This window comes from Streptomyces sp. NBC_01012, assembly GCF_045162755.1.
Taxonomy (GTDB): domain Bacteria; phylum Actinomycetota; class Actinomycetes; order Streptomycetales; family Streptomycetaceae; genus Streptomyces.
The window spans coordinates 277,160-293,982 of record NZ_CP108688.1; the positions used below are offsets into that span (position 1 = coordinate 277,160).

The 16,823-nt window shown below is 70.3% G+C and carries 16 protein-coding genes; 9 read left to right on the forward strand and 7 right to left on the reverse strand.

Translation table 11 applies throughout. The annotated features are described in order from the left end of the window. Positions 1–19: 19 nt before the first annotated feature. Positions 20–3,088, reverse strand: a complete 3,069-nt coding sequence (locus OG623_RS01180; protein WP_406143443.1) for an endo-alpha-N-acetylgalactosaminidase family protein — start codon at positions 3,086–3,088, stop codon at positions 20–22. A 206-nt stretch (positions 3,089–3,294) separates the two neighbouring features. Here OG623_RS01180 and rpmF point away from each other — a divergent pair, with 206 nt between their 5' ends. Further along, complete coding sequence (rpmF, locus tag OG623_RS01185; protein ID WP_406143444.1) at positions 3,295–3,465, forward strand: 50S ribosomal protein L32; 171 nt, start codon at positions 3,295–3,297, stop codon at positions 3,463–3,465. Positions 3,466–3,548: 83 nt separating this feature from the next. On the opposite strand, the gene rpsN is transcribed toward rpmF, so the two are convergent. Together rpsN and rpmB are read right to left on the reverse strand one after the other, a co-directional pair. After that, on the reverse strand, positions 3,549–3,854 hold the full coding sequence (gene rpsN, locus OG623_RS01190) for a 30S ribosomal protein S14 (RefSeq protein WP_406143446.1): 306 nt from the start codon (positions 3,852–3,854) through the stop codon (positions 3,549–3,551). After that, positions 3,854–4,090, reverse strand: a complete 237-nt coding sequence (gene rpmB / locus OG623_RS01195) for a 50S ribosomal protein L28 (RefSeq protein WP_406143447.1) — start codon at positions 4,088–4,090, stop codon at positions 3,854–3,856. Before rpmB ends, rpsN begins: the two co-directional genes overlap by 1 nt. 68 nt (positions 4,091–4,158) lie before the next feature. Between rpmB and rpmG the strand changes: the two genes are divergently transcribed. The 8 genes from rpmG to OG623_RS01235 all read left to right on the forward strand — a co-directional run bounded on the left by rpmG (position 4,159) and on the right by OG623_RS01235 (position 11,032). Continuing rightward, entirely contained in the window at positions 4,159–4,323 is a 165-nt protein-coding gene (rpmG, locus tag OG623_RS01200; protein WP_203183923.1) for a 50S ribosomal protein L33, read from the forward strand. Positions 4,324–4,363: 40 nt separating this feature from the next. After that, the gene (locus tag OG623_RS01205; protein WP_406143449.1) at positions 4,364–4,618 is read left to right on the forward strand and encodes a type B 50S ribosomal protein L31; all 255 of its coding nucleotides are present in this window, start codon (positions 4,364–4,366) and stop codon (positions 4,616–4,618) included. Then, positions 4,618–5,772, forward strand: a complete 1,155-nt coding sequence (locus OG623_RS01210; protein ID WP_406143450.1) for a CobW family GTP-binding protein — start codon at positions 4,618–4,620, stop codon at positions 5,770–5,772. Before OG623_RS01205 ends, OG623_RS01210 begins: the two co-directional genes overlap by 1 nt. 18 nt (positions 5,773–5,790) lie before the next feature. After that, complete coding sequence (gene rpsR, locus OG623_RS01215) at positions 5,791–6,036, forward strand: 30S ribosomal protein S18 (RefSeq protein ID WP_406143452.1); 246 nt, start codon at positions 5,791–5,793, stop codon at positions 6,034–6,036. A gap of 144 nt (positions 6,037–6,180) precedes the next feature. Next, positions 6,181–7,668, forward strand: coding sequence for a Y4yA family PLP-dependent enzyme (locus tag OG623_RS01220; RefSeq protein WP_406143454.1), 1,488 nt, complete (start codon positions 6,181–6,183; stop codon positions 7,666–7,668). After that, positions 7,658–8,977: a pyridoxal-phosphate dependent enzyme gene (locus OG623_RS01225; protein ID WP_406143456.1), complete on the forward strand. Its 1,320-nt coding sequence runs from the start codon at positions 7,658–7,660 to the stop codon at positions 8,975–8,977. The genes OG623_RS01220 and OG623_RS01225 overlap by 11 nt, the downstream gene beginning before the upstream one ends. Next, positions 8,977–10,179 (forward strand): aminotransferase class V-fold PLP-dependent enzyme, encoded by a 1,203-nt coding sequence (locus OG623_RS01230; RefSeq protein WP_406151619.1) that lies wholly within the window; start codon positions 8,977–8,979, stop codon positions 10,177–10,179. Before OG623_RS01225 ends, OG623_RS01230 begins: the two co-directional genes overlap by 1 nt. 97 nt (positions 10,180–10,276) lie before the next feature. After that, positions 10,277–11,032, forward strand: a complete 756-nt coding sequence (locus OG623_RS01235) for a class I SAM-dependent methyltransferase (protein WP_406143457.1) — start codon at positions 10,277–10,279, stop codon at positions 11,030–11,032. Between the two features lie 51 nt (positions 11,033–11,083). Here the strand turns inward: OG623_RS01235 and OG623_RS01240 are convergent, their stop codons facing one another. From OG623_RS01240 to OG623_RS01255, 4 genes are read right to left on the reverse strand one after another with little or no spacing between them, the layout of a single operon-like run. Beyond that, positions 11,084–12,487 (reverse strand): salicylate synthase, encoded by a 1,404-nt coding sequence (locus tag OG623_RS01240; protein WP_406151620.1) that lies wholly within the window; start codon positions 12,485–12,487, stop codon positions 11,084–11,086. Positions 12,488–12,513: 26 nt separating this feature from the next. After that, the gene (locus OG623_RS01245; RefSeq protein WP_406143459.1) at positions 12,514–14,271 is read right to left on the reverse strand and encodes an ABC transporter ATP-binding protein; all 1,758 of its coding nucleotides are present in this window, start codon (positions 14,269–14,271) and stop codon (positions 12,514–12,516) included. Beyond that, positions 14,268–16,079: an ABC transporter ATP-binding protein gene (locus OG623_RS01250; protein WP_406143460.1), complete on the reverse strand. Its 1,812-nt coding sequence runs from the start codon at positions 16,077–16,079 to the stop codon at positions 14,268–14,270. Before OG623_RS01250 ends, OG623_RS01245 begins: the two co-directional genes overlap by 4 nt. Continuing rightward, a complete protein-coding gene (locus tag OG623_RS01255; RefSeq protein ID WP_406151622.1) occupies positions 16,076–16,804 on the reverse strand; it encodes a class I SAM-dependent methyltransferase in 729 nt (242 codons plus the stop codon). The genes OG623_RS01250 and OG623_RS01255 overlap by 4 nt, the downstream gene beginning before the upstream one ends. Between the last annotated feature and the right edge of the window lie 19 nt (positions 16,805–16,823).

Genomic DNA, 16,823 nt, shown 5'->3' on the forward strand with positions numbered 1-16,823 from the left:
TCATGGCCTCATGGTGCCGTCATGCCTCGCGCACTTCGAAGGAGTCGATGACGAACTCCGCCGTCCCGTCGTCGCCGGTCCTGCGCAGGCCGACCCACGTCTCGCCCTCGGCGGGCGCGGTGAATTCGTAGCTCAGCACGGCAGGTGAGGTGGCGACGGGAAGTTCCCTGCGGTCGAGTTCACGGGATGCCGGTGCGTCGACCCCGGTGATCCACGCGTACTGTCCCGCCTTCTCGTTCTCGTACCGGAAGGAGACCCGGTAGCGTTTGCCCGCCTCGAAGCGGACGGTGTGCTGCACCGTGCGGTGGACGAGACCGCTGTTCTCACCGCGTGACTTGAGCGACTGGGTGCCGTCGACCACGTCGTCGATCGCCTTGCCGTTCCAGCCGCGCCGGGTGAACGGGGCGTGCCGCTGAGCGATGTGGGTGCGCGGATCCGTCGAGCCGCCCGCGTCGCCCTTGACGAACACGCCCCAGCCCTGGGGAACGTGCTGGAAGTCCTCGAAGGCCACGGCGCCGGCCTTGGTGGTGCGCTGTGCGGCGACGATCCGTACATTGTCGAAGCGGACCCTGGCGTCCCCCGCCTCGGCCCGCAGGGTGAGGTCCACGGGGCCCGCACCGTCCGGCACGGTGAAATAGGTGAACATGCGCTGGAAGCGGGTGTCGTGCTTCCGGTCCGCCGCGACGAAGTTGACGGCGGTGGAGGTCTCCGTCCAGTTCTCGGCGATGGTTCCGTCGGCGGTACGGACGGTGAGCGCGGCCCGCCGCCGCTCGCCCGCCTCATGGCCCACCTCCACCTGCACGGACGCGGCATAGGTGCCCGGCGCGATACGGGAGAGCCGCTGTCCGACGGCGGCAGCGGCGCCGGATCCGATGACCAGTTCGTAGTCGCCGAGGTCGCTCAGCTCGACCGACGCCGGACCGCTGACCTTCCAGCCGTCCAGGGAACCCGAGTTGAAGCCGGGGTCGTGGAGCGGTGTCGCCTGTCCCCAGTCCGGGTCCGGGGTGGCGGGCATCCGGGTCCGGTGGACGACGTACGGCTGCTTCGCCTCGGCCTCGATGGTGACGCTGCCCGAGCGGACGGGCACCGCACCGACGTATTCACGTCCCTGGTCGGTGAGCCGGTGGACCGCGACCCGTGACCGGCCGGCCCAGCCGCGTGGCAGCTGCCAGGTGCTGCTGCCGCCCGTCGGGTTGTAGTGGTAGAGCCGGTCCGGGTCGGTCGCCTCGCGCGGCTCCCAGGGCAGCAGATAGCGTCCCCCTGCGTACACGAGACGCCCGTCCGTGGTGATGCGGCGGGTGCCGTCGGTGTCGTCCACGGATGTCTTCGTCGGGCCGGAGAAGGTGATCGTGTGGTCGCCCCAGGTGCTGACGGGGTACGCCTGGAGGTATTTGGCCGGCAGGCTGTCGGTCCAGATCTGCTGGTAGAAGGTGTTCCAGTCCGTCTTGTTGACCCAGCCCTCGAAGTTGCCGGTGCGCGGTATGCCGAGGAGCGTCGGCCACTTGTCGGCGAAGACGTCCTTCTGGTGGTTGCGGATGAATCGGATCAGCCGCGAGTTGATACCCCGGGACGTGTCGGCGCCGTAGTCGGTCTCGGTGGCCCAGTGGGACCACAGGGAGGAGCGTTCGAGTCCGTGGCCCCACTCCGTGGTGACCTGCCACCCCTGGTCCCGCAGGGCCCGCTGGAGTCGGTCGGAGTTCCAGCCCGACTCGCGGAACACATCGATGTAGAGCGTGTTCAGGGCGGGGTCCGTCTCGTCCCTGAGGTCCTTGAAGCGCTTGATGATGTCCCCGGACACGAGGTCACGGCGGGGGTCGATGCGGTAGCTCTGGTCCAGCCAGTCCCACTGTTCGTCGCTCTTGTCGACGAGAGTCTCGGAGAACGCGTTCGCGACTGGGTAGGACTCGGTGGCGTTCACATGGACGCCGAAGTCACTGCCCCAGCTGCGTCCCTCGCGTAGGAGCGTGTTGAGGTCCTTCAGGCCACCCGCGCGTTCGTTGTGGTTGCCCGCGTAGTCCGGGTGGGCCGAGTCGTGGCCCTCCGACTGGTAGCCCTTGAGGAGCGTGTACTGGCGCAGGCCGTCCGTCGCCAGGGAGATCCGCTTGACGTTGTCGAGCGTCACGAGGAACGGATTGGTGGCCTGGCTGGCGAAGTTGAACGGGATGTGCGGGACGACCCGTAGGTGCTGCTCGTCCGCGCCCAGCGGGTCGACCATGATGTCGCGGAAGGCGATGGCGGCGTCCTGCCAGTCCACCGCCCCGTCGCCGTTGCGGTCACCGGTGATGATCACGGTGGCGTACGGGAGAGGCTCGGTGGCGTCCAGGGGCGCGGTCGCCGCACGGTGCGTCCACTGCCCGCAGGCGAGCTGCGCCTTGACGTAGCCGTCCCTGCCGACGGTCTGACGCCACAGCCGCCCGTTCTCCCAGGTGGCACCGGGCGCGCTGTCGGGCTTGTCGTACGTCGTGTTGGTCTCCAGCGCGCCGCCAAGACCGTCGTGGGCGAGCACGGCGTACGCGCAGCCCGTCGGCGCGGCATCGGGCACGGTGTCGGGTGTGAGCTCGACCAGGGTGTCGCCGCTGCCGTCCTTGTCGAGGTCGATCCGTGCGGCGAGGAGCGCGGCGCCCGGCTGGTCGCTGCGTACCGAGAGGAACGCCAGCTTCGGGATCTGGAGTGTGCCGACGCGCAGGGCGGCGGTGTCGGCGATCCTGGTGATCCGCCAGTCGACCCGGCGGCCGGTGACACGGATCTCGGCCCGGATCTCGGTTCCGCCGTCGAAGACCAGGGTGTACGTCGCCCTGTCCCGGCCCGAGCGCGAGGTCACCCGCGGGGTGCGGTCGGTCCCGTCGATCAGCACGGAGGTGACCGTGTCCTCCTGCCCGTGGAGTACGGCGCCGGCGGCGCGGTCGGTGTACGAGATGATGCGCGGGAAGTCGGGATCGACGCGCACCTCGAGGTCATGGGAGCGCAGCACGGTCTCCCGCTGCGCCGCGAGCGCGGTGCCGGGGCCCGCGAGAGCCAGTCCGGCCCCCGCCAGCGCGGTGGCGGCCACCACACTCCTGCGGCTCGGTCCGGGATCTTGTGCGTGCATGCTCGCTCTCCTGACGCTTGGACGGCTTCCCTGCACGCCAAGATGCGTGGCCGGAGGTGAACGGCCCATGGACAAAGGCGGAGCGGGTGTTGGACTAACGCGTCAGGCCCTGCCCCGTCGGCCCTCCGGGGACCCCCCACCACCCCACTTGGTAGCGACTATCGTTTTCATGTAGCGTTTCGCCCCCGACGACAGAGGTGGTACCCATGGCAGTCCCGAAGCGGAAGATGTCCCGCAGCAACACCCGTCACCGTCGCGCCCAGTGGAAGGCCACGACGCCGCAGTTGGTATCCGTCACGGTCGACGGCACCGTCCACCAGGTGCCGCAGCGACTGGTGAAGGCCTACGAGCGTGGACTTCTGCTCCCCGAGGGCTGACCTCGCCCGCGCCCGGGGTGGACCCCGTCGACCGGACGCCGGTCGACGGGGTTCACCTGTTGGGCGTCATCGATGCCGGGGTGTCACCAGGAGGACTTGGTCACTCCGGGCAGGAATCCGGCGTGCGCCTGTTCGCGCATCCGCACCCGCGACAGCCCGAACTTCCGAAGGTGGCCGCGTGGCCGGCCGTCCACGCTGTCCCTGTTCCGCACCCGGGTGGCGCTGGCGTCACGCGGCTGACGGCGCAGCTCCCCGACCGCGGCCGCCCGCTCGGCCTCCGTGGTGCCCGGCCGACGAATGATCTCCTTCAGCTCCGCGCGCCGCGCGGCGTACCGCTCGACGGTCGCCTTGCGCTTCTCGTTCTGCGCGATCTTGCTCTTCCTGGCCATCAGACCTTCACTCCCCGCGCCCGAATGCGGGCGACGGCCGCCTCGATACCGATGACATCGACCGTCTTGATCGCCCGGGCGCTCAGCACCAGGCGCACATGCCGCCCCTCACTGGGCAGCCAGTAGCGCTTGCGCTGGATGTTCGGGTCGAACCGACGCGATGTGCGCCGGTGCGAGTGGGAGATGTTGTTGCCGAAGCCCGGCTGTGCGCCGGTCAGTTGACAGTGGGCGGACACGGGTTCCCTACCTCTCGTCGAGTCGGCCCCCATATTGAAAATGGAAACCATTGCCATATAGTAGCGGTATGGCACGCAACGAACTACGCCCGATCATCAAGCTCCGCTCCACCGCGGGAACGGGCTACACCTACGTCACCCGGAAGAACAGGCGGAACAACCCGGACCGCCTGGTGCTGCGCAAGTTCGACCCGCTGGTCCGTCGCCACGTCGACTTCCGCGAAGAGCGCTGACACCACACCACCCCACTCGCCCCACATCGAGGACACCGCGATGAAGCCCGGAATCCACCCCTCCTACGCTCCTGTCGTCTTCCGCGACAAGGCAGCCGACTTCGCCTTCCTGACCCGCTCCACCCTGACCAGCGAGCGCACGGTCGAGTGGGAGGACGGCAACACCTACCCCGTCGTCGAGGTGGAGATCTCCTCCGCGAGCCACCCCTTCTACACCGGCACCGCCCGCGTCCTGGACACCGCGGGCCGCGTGGAGCGCTTCGAGCGTCGCTACGGCCGACGTGAGGGCCGGTGATGGCGAGCGACCACACGCTTCCCGTCGTCATCGTCTGCGGTATGCACGCGGACGCGCGTCACGAGGTCGTGGAGGGACTGCTGAGGGATGTGCCCCACAGCGTCGCGCTGCACCACGACCTGGCGACGGCGCAGCGGGGGACGGTGCACCGGACCGTGCGGGACGCCTCAGGGGTGCTCTCCAGCGGCGATGCCCCCCTGGTGAACGACTGCGCCTGCTGCGCCCTGCGCGAGGATCTGATGCCCGAGCTGGAGCGTCTGGCGGCCGACGGAGTGACCAGAGCGGCCGTCGTGGAGCTCTGGGACTCCGTCGAGCCCGCAGCGATGGCCGAGGTGATCGCCGCGCACGGCGAGGGCCGGCTCCAGGTGCGCGGTGTCGTCACGGCCGTCGACCCCACCCTCGTGCTCCCCTGCCTCGCCAACGGCGACGACCTCGCCGAGGCGGGTCTGGCAGCCGCGACCAGGGACCGGCGCACCGTCGGGGACACCTGGGCCAGGCAGTTGGAGTACGCGTCGACGGTGGCCCTCGTGGACAACGACGCGGCGGACGAGGAGGACCACGCGCTGATCCGCCAGCTGCATCCGACGGCGCCGCGGGCAGCGGCCGGATCGCGGGAGCTGACGAAGCTGGCTCTCGCGGGGTTCGACGTCGAGGCGGCCGCGGCCGGCCAGCATCCGGCCTGCGCCCTGCTGCCCCAGGAGGCGGAGGAGGCGGGCGTCAGCACGCTCGTGTGGCGCGGGCACCGTCCGTTCCATCCGGAACGCCTGTACGACGCGCTGGAGGAGCTGAGCTGTGCGGCCGCACGCAGCCGGGGACGCTTCTGGCTCGCCGACCGCCCCGACACCCTGCTGTCGTGGGACGCGGCGGGCGGCGCGCTCTGCGTCGAGGACAACGGCCCCTGGCTCGCGTCCCTGCCGGACGCCGCCTGGGACCTGGTCCCGCCGGTCCGGCGAGCCGCCGCCGCACTGGACTGGCACCCGGAGAACGGCGACTGCTGCCAGCACCTGGTCTTCATCTCTCCCGGCCTCGACCGGGAGGGACTGATCGCCGTGCTCGACTCCTGCCTGCTGAGCGACGACGAGTACACAGCGGGCCGTGCGGCGTGGAAGACCCTGCCGGCCGCGTTCGACGCACTTCTCGACCCGGTCCACTGACCCCCGAAAGGAAGACCCGTGGCACGACGCCAGGAACCCCGCAAGCCGGCCACCCGGCCGAACCCGCTCGACGCGGCGAGGATCACGTACATCGATTACAAGGACACCGATCTGCTGCGGAGGTTCATCTCCGACCGCGGCAAGATCCGCAGCCGCAGGGTCACCCGGATCAGCGCACAGCAGCAACGGCAGATGGCCGCGGCCATCAAGAACGCACGCGAGATGGCGCTGCTGCCCTACTCCGGCTCCAGCACCAGCAGGTGACCGGAACGGCACCAGCGGGTATGACGGGCGCCGGTGCGGACCCCCGCACCGGCGCTCCTCGCTCTCCAACATCGGACAGCGGCCAGGCATAGAGGTCAGCCGGCCTGGACATTATGGATATGACAATCATCCCGATGAAGGCGAGTGCCGCTGTTGGCCGCCCCCTTGTTCCTCGACCCGAAGCTCGAACAACCCCTCACGTCCTTACTGACCTCCGACCGCTTCCTGCACGGCCTCGTGGACGGGCTGGGCTCGCCCCTCAACGTGGTCGTGCCGGACCGGATCGCGGAGAACGTCTCACGGTTCCGGTCCGTCTACCGCCGCCACCATCTGGAAGGGGAGATCAGTTTCGCCCACAAGGCCAACAGGTCGAGCGCGCTGGTACGCCGGCTGGCGACGACCGACGCGACGATGGATGTCGCCTCGCTCGACGAACTGCGGCACGCGCTGTCCTGCGGATTCACCCCGGACCGCATCGGTGCGACCGGGCCCAAGGAGCCCGAATTCCTCTGGCTGGCCGCACGCACCGGTGTCACGGTCAACGTCGAGGGGCAGGCCGAACTGGAGTCACTGGCCGCGCTGGTGCGCCGCCACGGACTGAGCCGTGTGCGTGTGCTGCTGAGACTCTCGGACTTCTCCGGCACCGCGGTGACGTTCCTGAGCCACCGCAGCAGATTCGGCTCCCCCGCGTCGGAGCTGGACGGTCTCCTGGACACCTGCGAGCGGCTCCACGACGCGGTGGAGGTCGTCGGTGTCTCCTACCACCTCGACACCACCAGCCTCGATGAGAAGGCCCTCGCACTGGAGGGCTGCGTACACGCCATGGACGCGTGCCGGGCCCGGGGGATGCGTCCGCGGGTGATCGACATCGGTGGCGGATTCGGGACCAGCTACCTCGCCGACGGGGCGCAGTGGGAGCGCTACACCAGCCAGCTGACCCTGGCGGCCATGGGCAGACGCGAGGCACTGGCCTGGCGCGATCACTCGTACGGGCTGAGCAGCGAGGGAGGCACCCTTCGCGGAAGCCTGGAGCTCTATCCCTCCCATCGCCCGGTCGCCGGGGCCGGCTACCTGGACGAGCTGCTGCGCGGCCCGGCCCCCGCACTCGGCCTCCCGCTGGCGACCCTGCTCCTGGAGAACCTGTACGACCTCTGTGTCGAGCCCGGCCGGGCGCTGCTTGACCAGTGCGGGCTCACTCTGGCGCGGGTGCTGGAGACACGGCGCGAGACGGACGGCACACACACGATTCGCCTGGCGATGAACGCCGACGACTGCGCCCTGGAGGAGCACGGCATCCTCATGGATCCGATCGTCCTGCACCGGGACCGGGCATGGGAGGCGACGGCGGCCTCCGCGGATTCCGCCGTCGGTGTCCATCTCCATGGAAACCTGTGCCTCGAATCCGACCTCATCACCCGCAGGCTCGTCTTCCTCCCCCGCCTTCCGGCGCCAGGTGACCTTCTGGCGTTCGTCAACACCGCCGGATACTGCATGGACTTCAACGCCCACCACGCGCAGCTACGACCACCGGCCCGCAAGGTGGCGGCCTATCGGAACGCCGACGGCTGGCAGTGGCGACTCGACGATCAGTACTGGCCCATACACTCCGCAGGGGACGTACATGAGGTATGACAGCATCATCGAAACAATCGGCGACACGCCCCTGGTGCGTATCGATCCTCACGTCCACGGTCTGCGGAACATCGATCTCTACGCGAAGCTCGAATTCTGCAATCCCTTCGGTTCGCTGAAGGACCGGGCCGCCTGGAACATGGTCCGGCCGGGTCTTTCCACGGTGGCCGAGCAGGGCGGGCAGATCGTCGAACTGTCCAGCGGGAACACGGCGAAGGCCCTCGCCGCGATAGCCGGAATGCACGGGGTCGGCTTCAGGAGCGTCACCAACCGGATGAAGATTCCGGAGATCAAGGAGCTGCTGCTCCTGCTGGGGGCCGAGATCGAGGAGCTTCCGGGGCAGAGCGAATGCCTCGATCCCACGAACTCGAACGACCCTCTGACGCTGTTCCACCGCAGCCTCGGCGAACCGGGAAGCACCCACCTCCACACCGATCAGTACTACAACGCGCGCAACCCGCAGGCCCATGAATCCGGCACCGGGCCCGAGATCGTGGCCGACCTGGACGGCCGCGCCCCTGACTGGTTCATCGCCGGGGTCGGCACAGCAGGTTCCTCCACCGGAGTGGCGCGGGCGTTACGGGAGAACAATCCGAAGGTCCAGGTCGTCGGACTCGTCGCGGACAAGTCGGATTTCATTCCGGGGATCAGGAACATCGACGAGGTGCAGGAAGTCGGGATCTTTGATCCGCTCACCTACGACACGCTGGAGAAGGTCACCTCGTCCGAGGCCATCGACGGAATGATGACGCTCGTCAGGAAATGCGGAATTCTGGCCGGCCCGACGGGCGGAGCGGCATACTTCGGCGCGGTGCGGCACCTTCGGGAGACGGCGCCGCAGCTCACCGGACCCGCGACCGCGGTCTTCATCGTGTGCGACCGTGTCGAGAGCTATCTCAGTTACATCAGGAAGCGTCGCCCGGAGCTTCTGGGGCAGCGGCCACGGAACAATTCGGCCGGGTCGGTCTCTGCCGATGAGCTGAGCGCCGCCACCGCGGTGGGCGTCGCCGAGGCCCGGAAATGGATGGCCGAGGAGAAGCCCCTCGTCGTGGACATGCGCAGCCCCTACGCCTATGCCGCTCTGCATATCGCGGGGTCGGTCAATATCGTCGACGAGCTGTTCGAGGACCTCGTGCGGGGCGGGCTGCCCTTCAGCAAGTCCCAGCCGGTACTGCTCGCGTGTCCCGTCGGCGAGAAGTCCTTGAAGTACGCGGCCCTTCTGACCCGGATGGGCCACCCCGATGTCCGCAGTCTCGCCGGGGGTGTCATCGCCTGGCGTGACGCGGGCGCGCCGCTGGTGCGGGAGTGATCCCGGTGGCACCCGAGCCGCAGGGGGAGGATCTGGCTGCCTGGAGCAGTGCCCTGCGCGCGCAGTTCCCGATCGTCGCCGGCAACCCCGGTCTGGCGTATCTGGACAGTGCGGCGACCGCGCAGAAGCCCCAGGCGGTCCTGGACGTGGTCCAGGAGTACCTGACGACCTCCAACGCGAACGCGGGGCGAGGTACCTACCCGTGGGCCAACAGGACCACAAGCCTGATCGAGGAGACCAGAGGGCGGGTCAAGGCGTTCCTCGACGACCCGGATCCGGACACCTCGACGGTGCATTTCGTCAGCGGCACCACCGAGGGGCTGCGCCGGGTGGCCCTGGACTGGCTCGTCCGTGAACTCCGCGAAGGGGACGAGATCATCGTCCCCTTCGCCGACCACGAGGCGAACGCCTCGCCCTGGCTGGAGGCGGTCGGCGCACTGGCCCGCCAGGGCACCCGCGTCACCGTCCTGGAGATGCCCTACCAGAGCGCGTCCCGCGACTACGACACGGAGCGGCTCGCGGAACTCGTCTCGCCGCGTACGCGGTTCGTGGCCGTCACCCACGTCCACCATGTCTACGGCGCTGACATGAACGTGCACCGGGTCCGCCGGGCGGTGGGCGACGACGTGGTTCTCTGCATGGACGCGGCCCAGAGTGTCGGCCATCTCCCCGTCTCCATGACGGCTCTGGACGTCGACTTCGCCGTGTTCTCCGGGCACAAGGCTCTGGCACTGCCCGGATCCGGGGTTGTCTGGTCCCGGGGGAAGCGCGGGGCCGCCTTCGCCCCGCTCGGCTGGAGCGGCACGCCGAACACCGTGGGCATCGCGAGCCTGGGGGCCGCACTCGACTGGCTGGACCGGGCCGGGCCTGAGCGCATCGAGCGCTGGACCGTGCGGCTGGCCGCACGGCTGACGGACGGGCTGCGCACACTGGCGCCGTACGAGGTGCTGGGGTGCCAACTGAGCCTGGCCGAGCAGTCGTCCGTGCAGCAGCGGCACGGCATCGTGACGTTCAGACACCGGGACATCGATGCGGCGGACCTCGGGTTCATCCTCTTCAGCCACGGCTTCATGGTGCGGGCCGACGGCCTCTGCCAGGGCCGGGGCGGTGAGACCCGCAGCTCCGTACGGGTCAGTCTGCACGCCTACAGCAGCCGGGAGGAGGTAGACCGGTTGTTGGAGGTGCTCGCGGGACTCGCCTAGGGCCGGACGAGAGACCCTAGGGCTGATGACAATCGTTTTCAAGTGTAGATTCGGGGTCGCCGCACGGAACCGAGCGCGTAGAGGGTGGTACAGCAGGATGAGCGTGAGCATGTCGACGGCCCAGTTGTGGGTGGACCGTTGGGAGCAGCAGCAACAGCGGTACGCGATCGATCGCGAAGAGCGCTTCACCGTGGTCGCGGATGTCGTGGAGCATGTGACGGCCGGCCGCGCGGTCCCCCGCGTGCTGGATCTGGGGTGCGGGCCCGGGTCGCTGCCCGCGCGCCTGATCGAGCGTCTGCCGGGGGCCGAGATCGTCGCCGTCGACATGGACCCGCTGTTGCTGGCCCTCGCCCGCGCCCGTCACCCCGACGCCGCCCGGTACGTCGAGGCCGTCATCGGCGAGAGGGGCTGGACGAACACGCTCGGTCTCCAGGGACCGGTCGACGCGGTCGTCTCCACCACGGCCCTCCACTATCTCCCCGAGGGGATACTGCGCAGCACCTACGCGGAGCTCACCGCACTGCTACGGCCCGGCGGCGTGCTGATCAACGCGGACCATCTGTCCCAGGACGGCGCCGGGTTCGCGGAGATCGCCGAGTTCGTCGGGGTGCGCAGGGCCGAGCGCCGGCACGCCTTCGACCACGAGGACTGGGAGGCGTGGTGGTCCGCCGTCGAGAACGAGCCCGAGCTGACGGAACTGTGCGCGGAGCGCCGTAAGCCGGGCTTCGTCCACGCGGACTGCGCCGTCACGCTCGGCCGGCACGTCGAGTTGCTGGCCGAGGCGGGCTTCGGACCCGCAAGCCCCGTCTGGCAGGTCGGCAACAGCTATGTCCTGGTGGCCATCCGGGAGTAGCGGCGGACGGACGGGGCGGGGGCGGCGCGGAATTCCGCGCCGCCCCCGCCCTCACCTCGCGTATCTGAGGTGAGGAGCGACGCTGCGCAGCTTCTCGCACGTCTCCTCGATCTCCCTCTCCGGCACGGACTGGCCGGTGACACCGGCGCCCGCACGGAGCCACGTCCTGTCCCCCTCGCCGAGCAGGGTGCGAAGGACCAGGGCGGCGTCCAGCGAACCGTCCGTGCTGCCCCGGAAGACCGCGCCGCCGTACAGGCCCCTGGGCCCCTCCTCGTACCGCGCGAGTGTGCCGAGGGCGGCACGCTTCCCCGAGCCCGTGGCGGTGATCGCGGGGAAGAGCGCGGCGAAGGCCGCCCAGGGCCCGGTGCCGGGCCTGAGCCGGCCCGTGACGCGCGAGGCGAGGTGCTGCACCGACCCGCGCGGCCTGACCGCCATGAACTCCTCGACCACGACGGAGCGCCGGCGGCAGACCGCCTCCATCTCGTCGCAGGCCAGGCGTACGGAGACGGCGTGCTCGTGGATCTCCTTCGGGTCGGTGAGCAGGTCCCTGCGCCTCCGGTCGTTCTCCACCGGATCGGCCCCCAGTGCGCGGGTTCCCGCCAGCGGCTGCGTGCTGACGCGGCCGTCGTGCCCGACCTCCAGCACCGTCTCCGGACTGAATCCGGCCGCCCTGCGTCCGCCGAGGTCGACGAGGAACGAGCGCGCGGGGGTGTTGGCCCGCCGGCCGGCCAGATAGGTCGCGGCGAAGTCGGCGACGGATCCCGTGGGCAGCACCACCGCCCGTGAGAGGACGGCCTTCTCCAACAGGCCCGCCCTGATGTCCGCGACGGTCCGGGCGACCGCGTCACCGTAGGCGTCGGTGGAGCGGGTGATGAGCTGTTCGGCCCGGTCCTCCCCCAGCTCGACAGGTCCTGGCCCGGGTGCGGGCGCAGGGAACTCCGTGAGCAGTTCGCCGGCCTTGCGGGCCCAGGCCTCGTCGACGGCCCGTATCCCGGCTCTGCCGGGGGTGAGGGACACCTCCACGCAGGGCACCAGCGCGTGCAGGAGGGGTCCGGTGCCGGCTGCCGCCGCCGGGTCGCCGTGCAGGAGGTGCGCGAGCTCGAAGGCGGACCAGCCGTAGAAGCCTCGGTCCCGGTGACCGGCCTCGGCCAGGGAGTCGAGCGCGGCGGCGAACACATCGAGCGGCCGCGTCGCCGCGTCGGCGGTCCAGGTCCGTCCGGCGGCCCTCGCGGTGACCCGGTCGGCGTCGGCGGTGAGCGTCACCGCGGAACCTGCCGCGAAGTACCAGGTGCCCTCCTGCTCGTAGACCGCGTACTGCTCGGCCAGGCCGGCCTTCGTGAGGTGTACGGCGGCGTCGGACGGGTCCTCGTAGGGGATGTCCAGGCCGTGGGCGCACCGGAGTGCGGGTACGGACCTCGCCCATTGCGCCCAGTCGTGCGGGGAGCCTGTCGTCATGCTCGGATGCCTCTCGTGTTCGGTGGTCATGACGCCGCCTCGATCCGCCGGCCGTGGGCGCGGGCGCGCTGCTCCCAGAAGGAGGCATAGGTGCCGCCCGCGGTGACCAGCTCGCTGTGGGTGCCGCGCTCGGTGATCCCGCCGTCCTCCAGGACGAGGATCTGGTCGGCGTGGACGACGGTGCCGATCCGGTGGGCGATGACCAGCAGTGTCTTCTCGGCGGCCAGCGCGCGGACCGTCTCGGCGAGCAGGGCCTCGTTCTCCTGGTCCAGCGCTGCGGTGGCCTCGTCGAGGATGAGGATCGGGGCGTCCTTGAGCAGGGCGCGGGCGATGGACACACGCTGGCGCTGACCGCCGGAGAGCGCGATGCCGCCCTCGCCCACCCTGGTGGCCCAGCCGTCGGGCAGTTCGTCCACCACACGGTCGAGACCGGAGAGTGCCGCGGCTTCGGCGAGCCGCTCACGGCCGGCGTCGGGGGAACCGATCCGGACGTTGTCCTCGATCGTGCCCTCGAAGAGATAGACGTCCTGGAAGACCACGGAGACTTGAGCGGCGAGTTCGTCCGGAGCGATGTGCCGCACGTCGACGCCCCCGATGCGTACCGTGCCGCGGGTGGTGTCCCAGAAGCGGGCGAGCAGTCCGGCGACGGTGGTCTTGCCCGCCCCGGAGGGGCCGACGAGAGCGGTCATGCCACGCTCGGGCAGACGGAAACTGATGTCGGTCAGGACGGGGCGCTGTGCTTCCCGCCGGTCCGCTTCCTTCTCCCCGTACCGGAACTCCACCCCGTCGAACTCCACCTCGGTCCCCCGGGGTGTCCGTGGCTCGGCGGGCTGCGGGAACGGCTGCGCGTCGAGGACGGCGCCGAGCCGTTCCAGGCTGTTGCGGGCGATACGCATCCCGGCGCCGACGTCGGCGGCCCCCGCGAGGCTGTCGATCAGCCGGGCCGCGAGGACCAGAAGTGCCAGCAGGGTGGGGGCGGTCAGCGAACCGTCCAGCTGCCAGGACACACCCAGGGCCAGCAGCAGGGCGAACACCACCCTGGCGGCGAACGCGAACGAGACCAGTCCTGGCAGTCCCCGCACGATGAGGCGGCGGTCCGCGTGTGCGTGGGCGGCCAGGGCGTCGTCCAGCGCGACGTAGCCTTCGGCCGTACGGCCGAAGGCCCGCAGGACGGGCTGGTTCCGCGCGAACTCCAGTACCCGGTCGGCGGCTTCACCGATCGCGGCGTCCCGGCCCGCGTCGAGTCGGCGCATGACGGCGGTGCTCACCATGTGTACGGCCAGCAGTACGGGGGCGCAGACCAGCAGCACCAGCGCGGTGCGGGGGTCGAAGAAGAAGGTGGCGATCACCAGGGTGACCGGGGTCAACAGGGAGCTGACGAAGGGCCGCAGCAGATGGGCGGGCATGTTCATCACCTGGATGACGTTCTGTCCGGCCAGTCTGCTGAACTCGGCGGCCCGTCCGGCGGTGAACCAGCCGAGCGGCAGGTCGTGTGCCCGGGTCGCGAGCCGGCGGTGCAGGACCCGGGAGAGCTGCGAGCCGACGGTGAACCCGCCCCTGAGCGCGGCACCCTGCACAACGGCGTGGCCGATCGAGCTCGCCACGAGTGCGCTCAGCCACGGCCAGGCATCGGCCGGGTGGTCGCCGAGCAGGGCGCGCAGCACGGGCACCAGCAGGGCGAAGGCGACGCCTTGCAGGACGGCGCCTGCGGCGAGGAGGGCGAGCAGGGCATTCAGCGGACGTGACCCCTCACGCCCCAGAACTCTGTAGAGACGGCGGATCATCGTGGGCTTCCCTCTCGGATGTCGTCCCGTGTGCGGGGTGCGGGGATCGCGTCGGCGCCGGACGGCGTGGCCGCCTGCTGGGCCTCCCACAGCCGGGTGTATCTGCCGCCCCGGCTCACCAGGTCCTCGTGCCGGCCCTGCTCCGTGACGCGTCCTGCTTCCAGGACCACGATCCGGTCGGCGCCACGGACGGTCGCCAGCCGATGCGCGACGACCAGCAGGGTGCGGCCCCGTGTCAGTTCGGACAACGCGTCCTGGATCAGTGCCTCGGAGTGCGGATCGGCGTACGCGGTGGCCTCGTCCAGGACGAGGACGGGGGTGTCGGCGAGCAGGGCCCGCGCGATGGACAGCCGCTGGGCCTCGCCACCGGAGAAGGTGACAGCGGTTCCGACCTCGGTCGCGTAACCGTCGGGGAGTTCCATGACACGGTCGTGGACACGGGCGGCGCGGGCGCACCGCTCGACCTCCGCGTCGGTGGCGTCGGGGCGGCCGAGGCGGATGTTGTCGGCGACGCTCGCCCGCAGCAGCCGTACGTCCTGGAGGACGAAGCCGATATGACGGTAGAGCTCGCCCGCGGGGATGTCCCTGATGTCGGCGCCGCCGACGGAGACCGTGCCGGCCGTGACGTCGTGGAACCTGGGCAGCAGCGAGGCCAGGGTCGACTTGCCGGACCCGGAGGGGCCGACGAGCGCGGTGACGGTGCCGGGGGTGAGGTCCAGGTCGATCTCGCTGAGGGCGTCGGTGCGGCCGTCGTAGGAGAAGGACACCCCGCGCAGCGAGACGGTGTGGCCCTGAGGGGTGCTCGGCGTCCCCGGCTCCGGCAGGACCGGCGTGTCCAGAGTCGCGGAGATGCGGACCGCCGCCGCCTGCCCGGCGCGGATCTGCTGGATGCGGGGGCCGACCACACCCATGGGGGCGGCGACGACCGGTCCGAGCAGCAGGAAGGGGACCAGTTCGGCCCCTGTCGTCCAGCCGTTGGTCACGGACACGGCTCCCACCACGGACAGCAGGAGCAGCACCACCACCGGGGAGACGACGAGCAGTGCGGCGGTCGAGACGGTGAGCGTCGCGCGGACCCAGCGGGCGAAGAAGTCGGCGAAGCCGTCGGTGGCGCTCAGGAAACGCTCGTACGCCGTGCGTCCGCGCCCGAAGGTCCTCAGGACGGCGATGCCGTTGGCGAACTCGACGGCCGCGGAGGAGATGCGGCTCAGCGCGCCTCCGTACTCGGCCATCTGCGCCGCGGCTCCGGACATGGCCCTGCTGAACAGGAACACCCCGAGTGCCAGTGGCAGGAGGCTGATCAGCGCCAGGCGCGGGTCGACGGTGAACAGGTAGACCAGGGCGAGCGCGGGGGCGGTCAGGACGGCGACGACATCGAGCAGTGTGTGGGCGACCAGGGTGTGCAGGGCATGCACGTCGTCCTGTACGGCCTGCTTGACCTCGCCGGTCCCCTTGGTCGTGATCCAGCCCAGCGGGAGGCGCCCGATGTGCTGGGCGAGCCGTCGGCGCAGCGCCAGCTGGAGGTCGTTGTCCGCCAGATGGCTGACAGCTCCGGCCGCCGCACCGCACACCAGGGCGACCAGGCCCGACACACAGGCGAGGGTGACCAGCGGCCAGAGGTCGTCGGCGTCGGCCCCGGAGGAACCGGTGAGACGGTTCGCGATCCGGGAGACCGCGATGAACGGGACGACTCCGGCGAGAGAGGCGACGGCCTGGAGGCCGGTCGCGAGGGCGAGTCGCCCCCTGACTCCCCGCAACAGGGCGTACAGCGCGGGGCGCGGGCGGCGGTCGGGCGGGGTCGGCTTCACTTGACCAGGACTCCGATCTCGGGGATGGCCTGTCCGCCGGCTTCGGTGATGCGGCGACTGGTCATCCCGGCCTCCGCGGCGAGCTGGGCGACGTCGAAGGTGTGCCAGACATAGCTGTCGCTCACCTCGCGTACGGTGCGGCCCTCGCGCAGCACCTTCCAGGTGGTGGTGAAGCGCATGGCGTCACCCTCGGTGGGTTCGCCGCCGATCCACCACTCGTACGTCTGGCGTCCGATGGTCTCCCTGAGGGACATCACCGGCGGGATGACACGGGGTGAGGAGACGCCCATCAGTTCCACGACGATGGGCGCGCCGGGAGGCAGGCGGGCGGCGAGCCGCTTCCACAGGGACACACGCTCGGGAGCCGTGAGATGGCCCGCGACGCCGAAGATGACCACGGCCGAGAGCTTCTCGGGGAGGGCCAGGTCCTGGGCGGAGCCGTCGACCACGGTGACCCTGCGGCGCAGATCGGCGTCACGGGCGACCCGTGAGGTGAGCACGGCACGCATCGTGGCGGAGGGCTCCGCCACGATGATCTCGGTGTGCGGCAGCGCGGCGGCGATGACCTCGGTGACGCGTCCGGTGCCGCCGCCGATCTCGAGCACCGGGCCGTAGGAGGTGTCGACACCGTCGAGTACACGGCTGAGCGGGGGCCCGCTGCTTGCGGTGTGCCGGGTGGCGACCAGTTCGTAGAACTCGGCCGAGACCGAGTAGAAGTCGATCAATGGAGTCTCCAGGAACACG

Bases quoted from the DNA above. Each gene is read 5' to 3' on its own strand.
- OG623_RS01180 (WP_406143443.1), bottom strand. From the start codon at position 3,088: ATGCACGCACAAGATCCCGGACCGAGCCGCAGGAGTGTGGTGGCCGCC.
- rpmF (WP_406143444.1), top strand. From the start codon at position 3,295: ATGGCAGTCCCGAAGCGGAAGATGTCCCGCAGCAACACCCGTCACCGT.
- rpsN (WP_406143446.1), bottom strand. From the start codon at position 3,854: ATGGCCAGGAAGAGCAAGATCGCGCAGAACGAGAAGCGCAAGGCGACC.
- rpmG (WP_203183923.1), top strand. From the start codon at position 4,159: ATGGCACGCAACGAACTACGCCCGATCATCAAGCTCCGCTCCACCGCG.
- OG623_RS01205 (WP_406143449.1), top strand. From the start codon at position 4,364: ATGAAGCCCGGAATCCACCCCTCCTACGCTCCTGTCGTCTTCCGCGAC.
- OG623_RS01210 (WP_406143450.1), top strand. From the start codon at position 4,618: ATGGCGAGCGACCACACGCTTCCCGTCGTCATCGTCTGCGGTATGCAC.
- OG623_RS01225 (WP_406143456.1), top strand. From the start codon at position 7,658: ATGAGGTATGACAGCATCATCGAAACAATCGGCGACACGCCCCTGGTG.
- OG623_RS01235 (WP_406143457.1), top strand. From the start codon at position 10,277: ATGAGCGTGAGCATGTCGACGGCCCAGTTGTGGGTGGACCGTTGGGAG.
- OG623_RS01240 (WP_406151620.1), bottom strand. From the start codon at position 12,487: ATGACGACAGGCTCCCCGCACGACTGGGCGCAATGGGCGAGGTCCGTA.
- OG623_RS01245 (WP_406143459.1), bottom strand. From the start codon at position 14,271: ATGATCCGCCGTCTCTACAGAGTTCTGGGGCGTGAGGGGTCACGTCCG.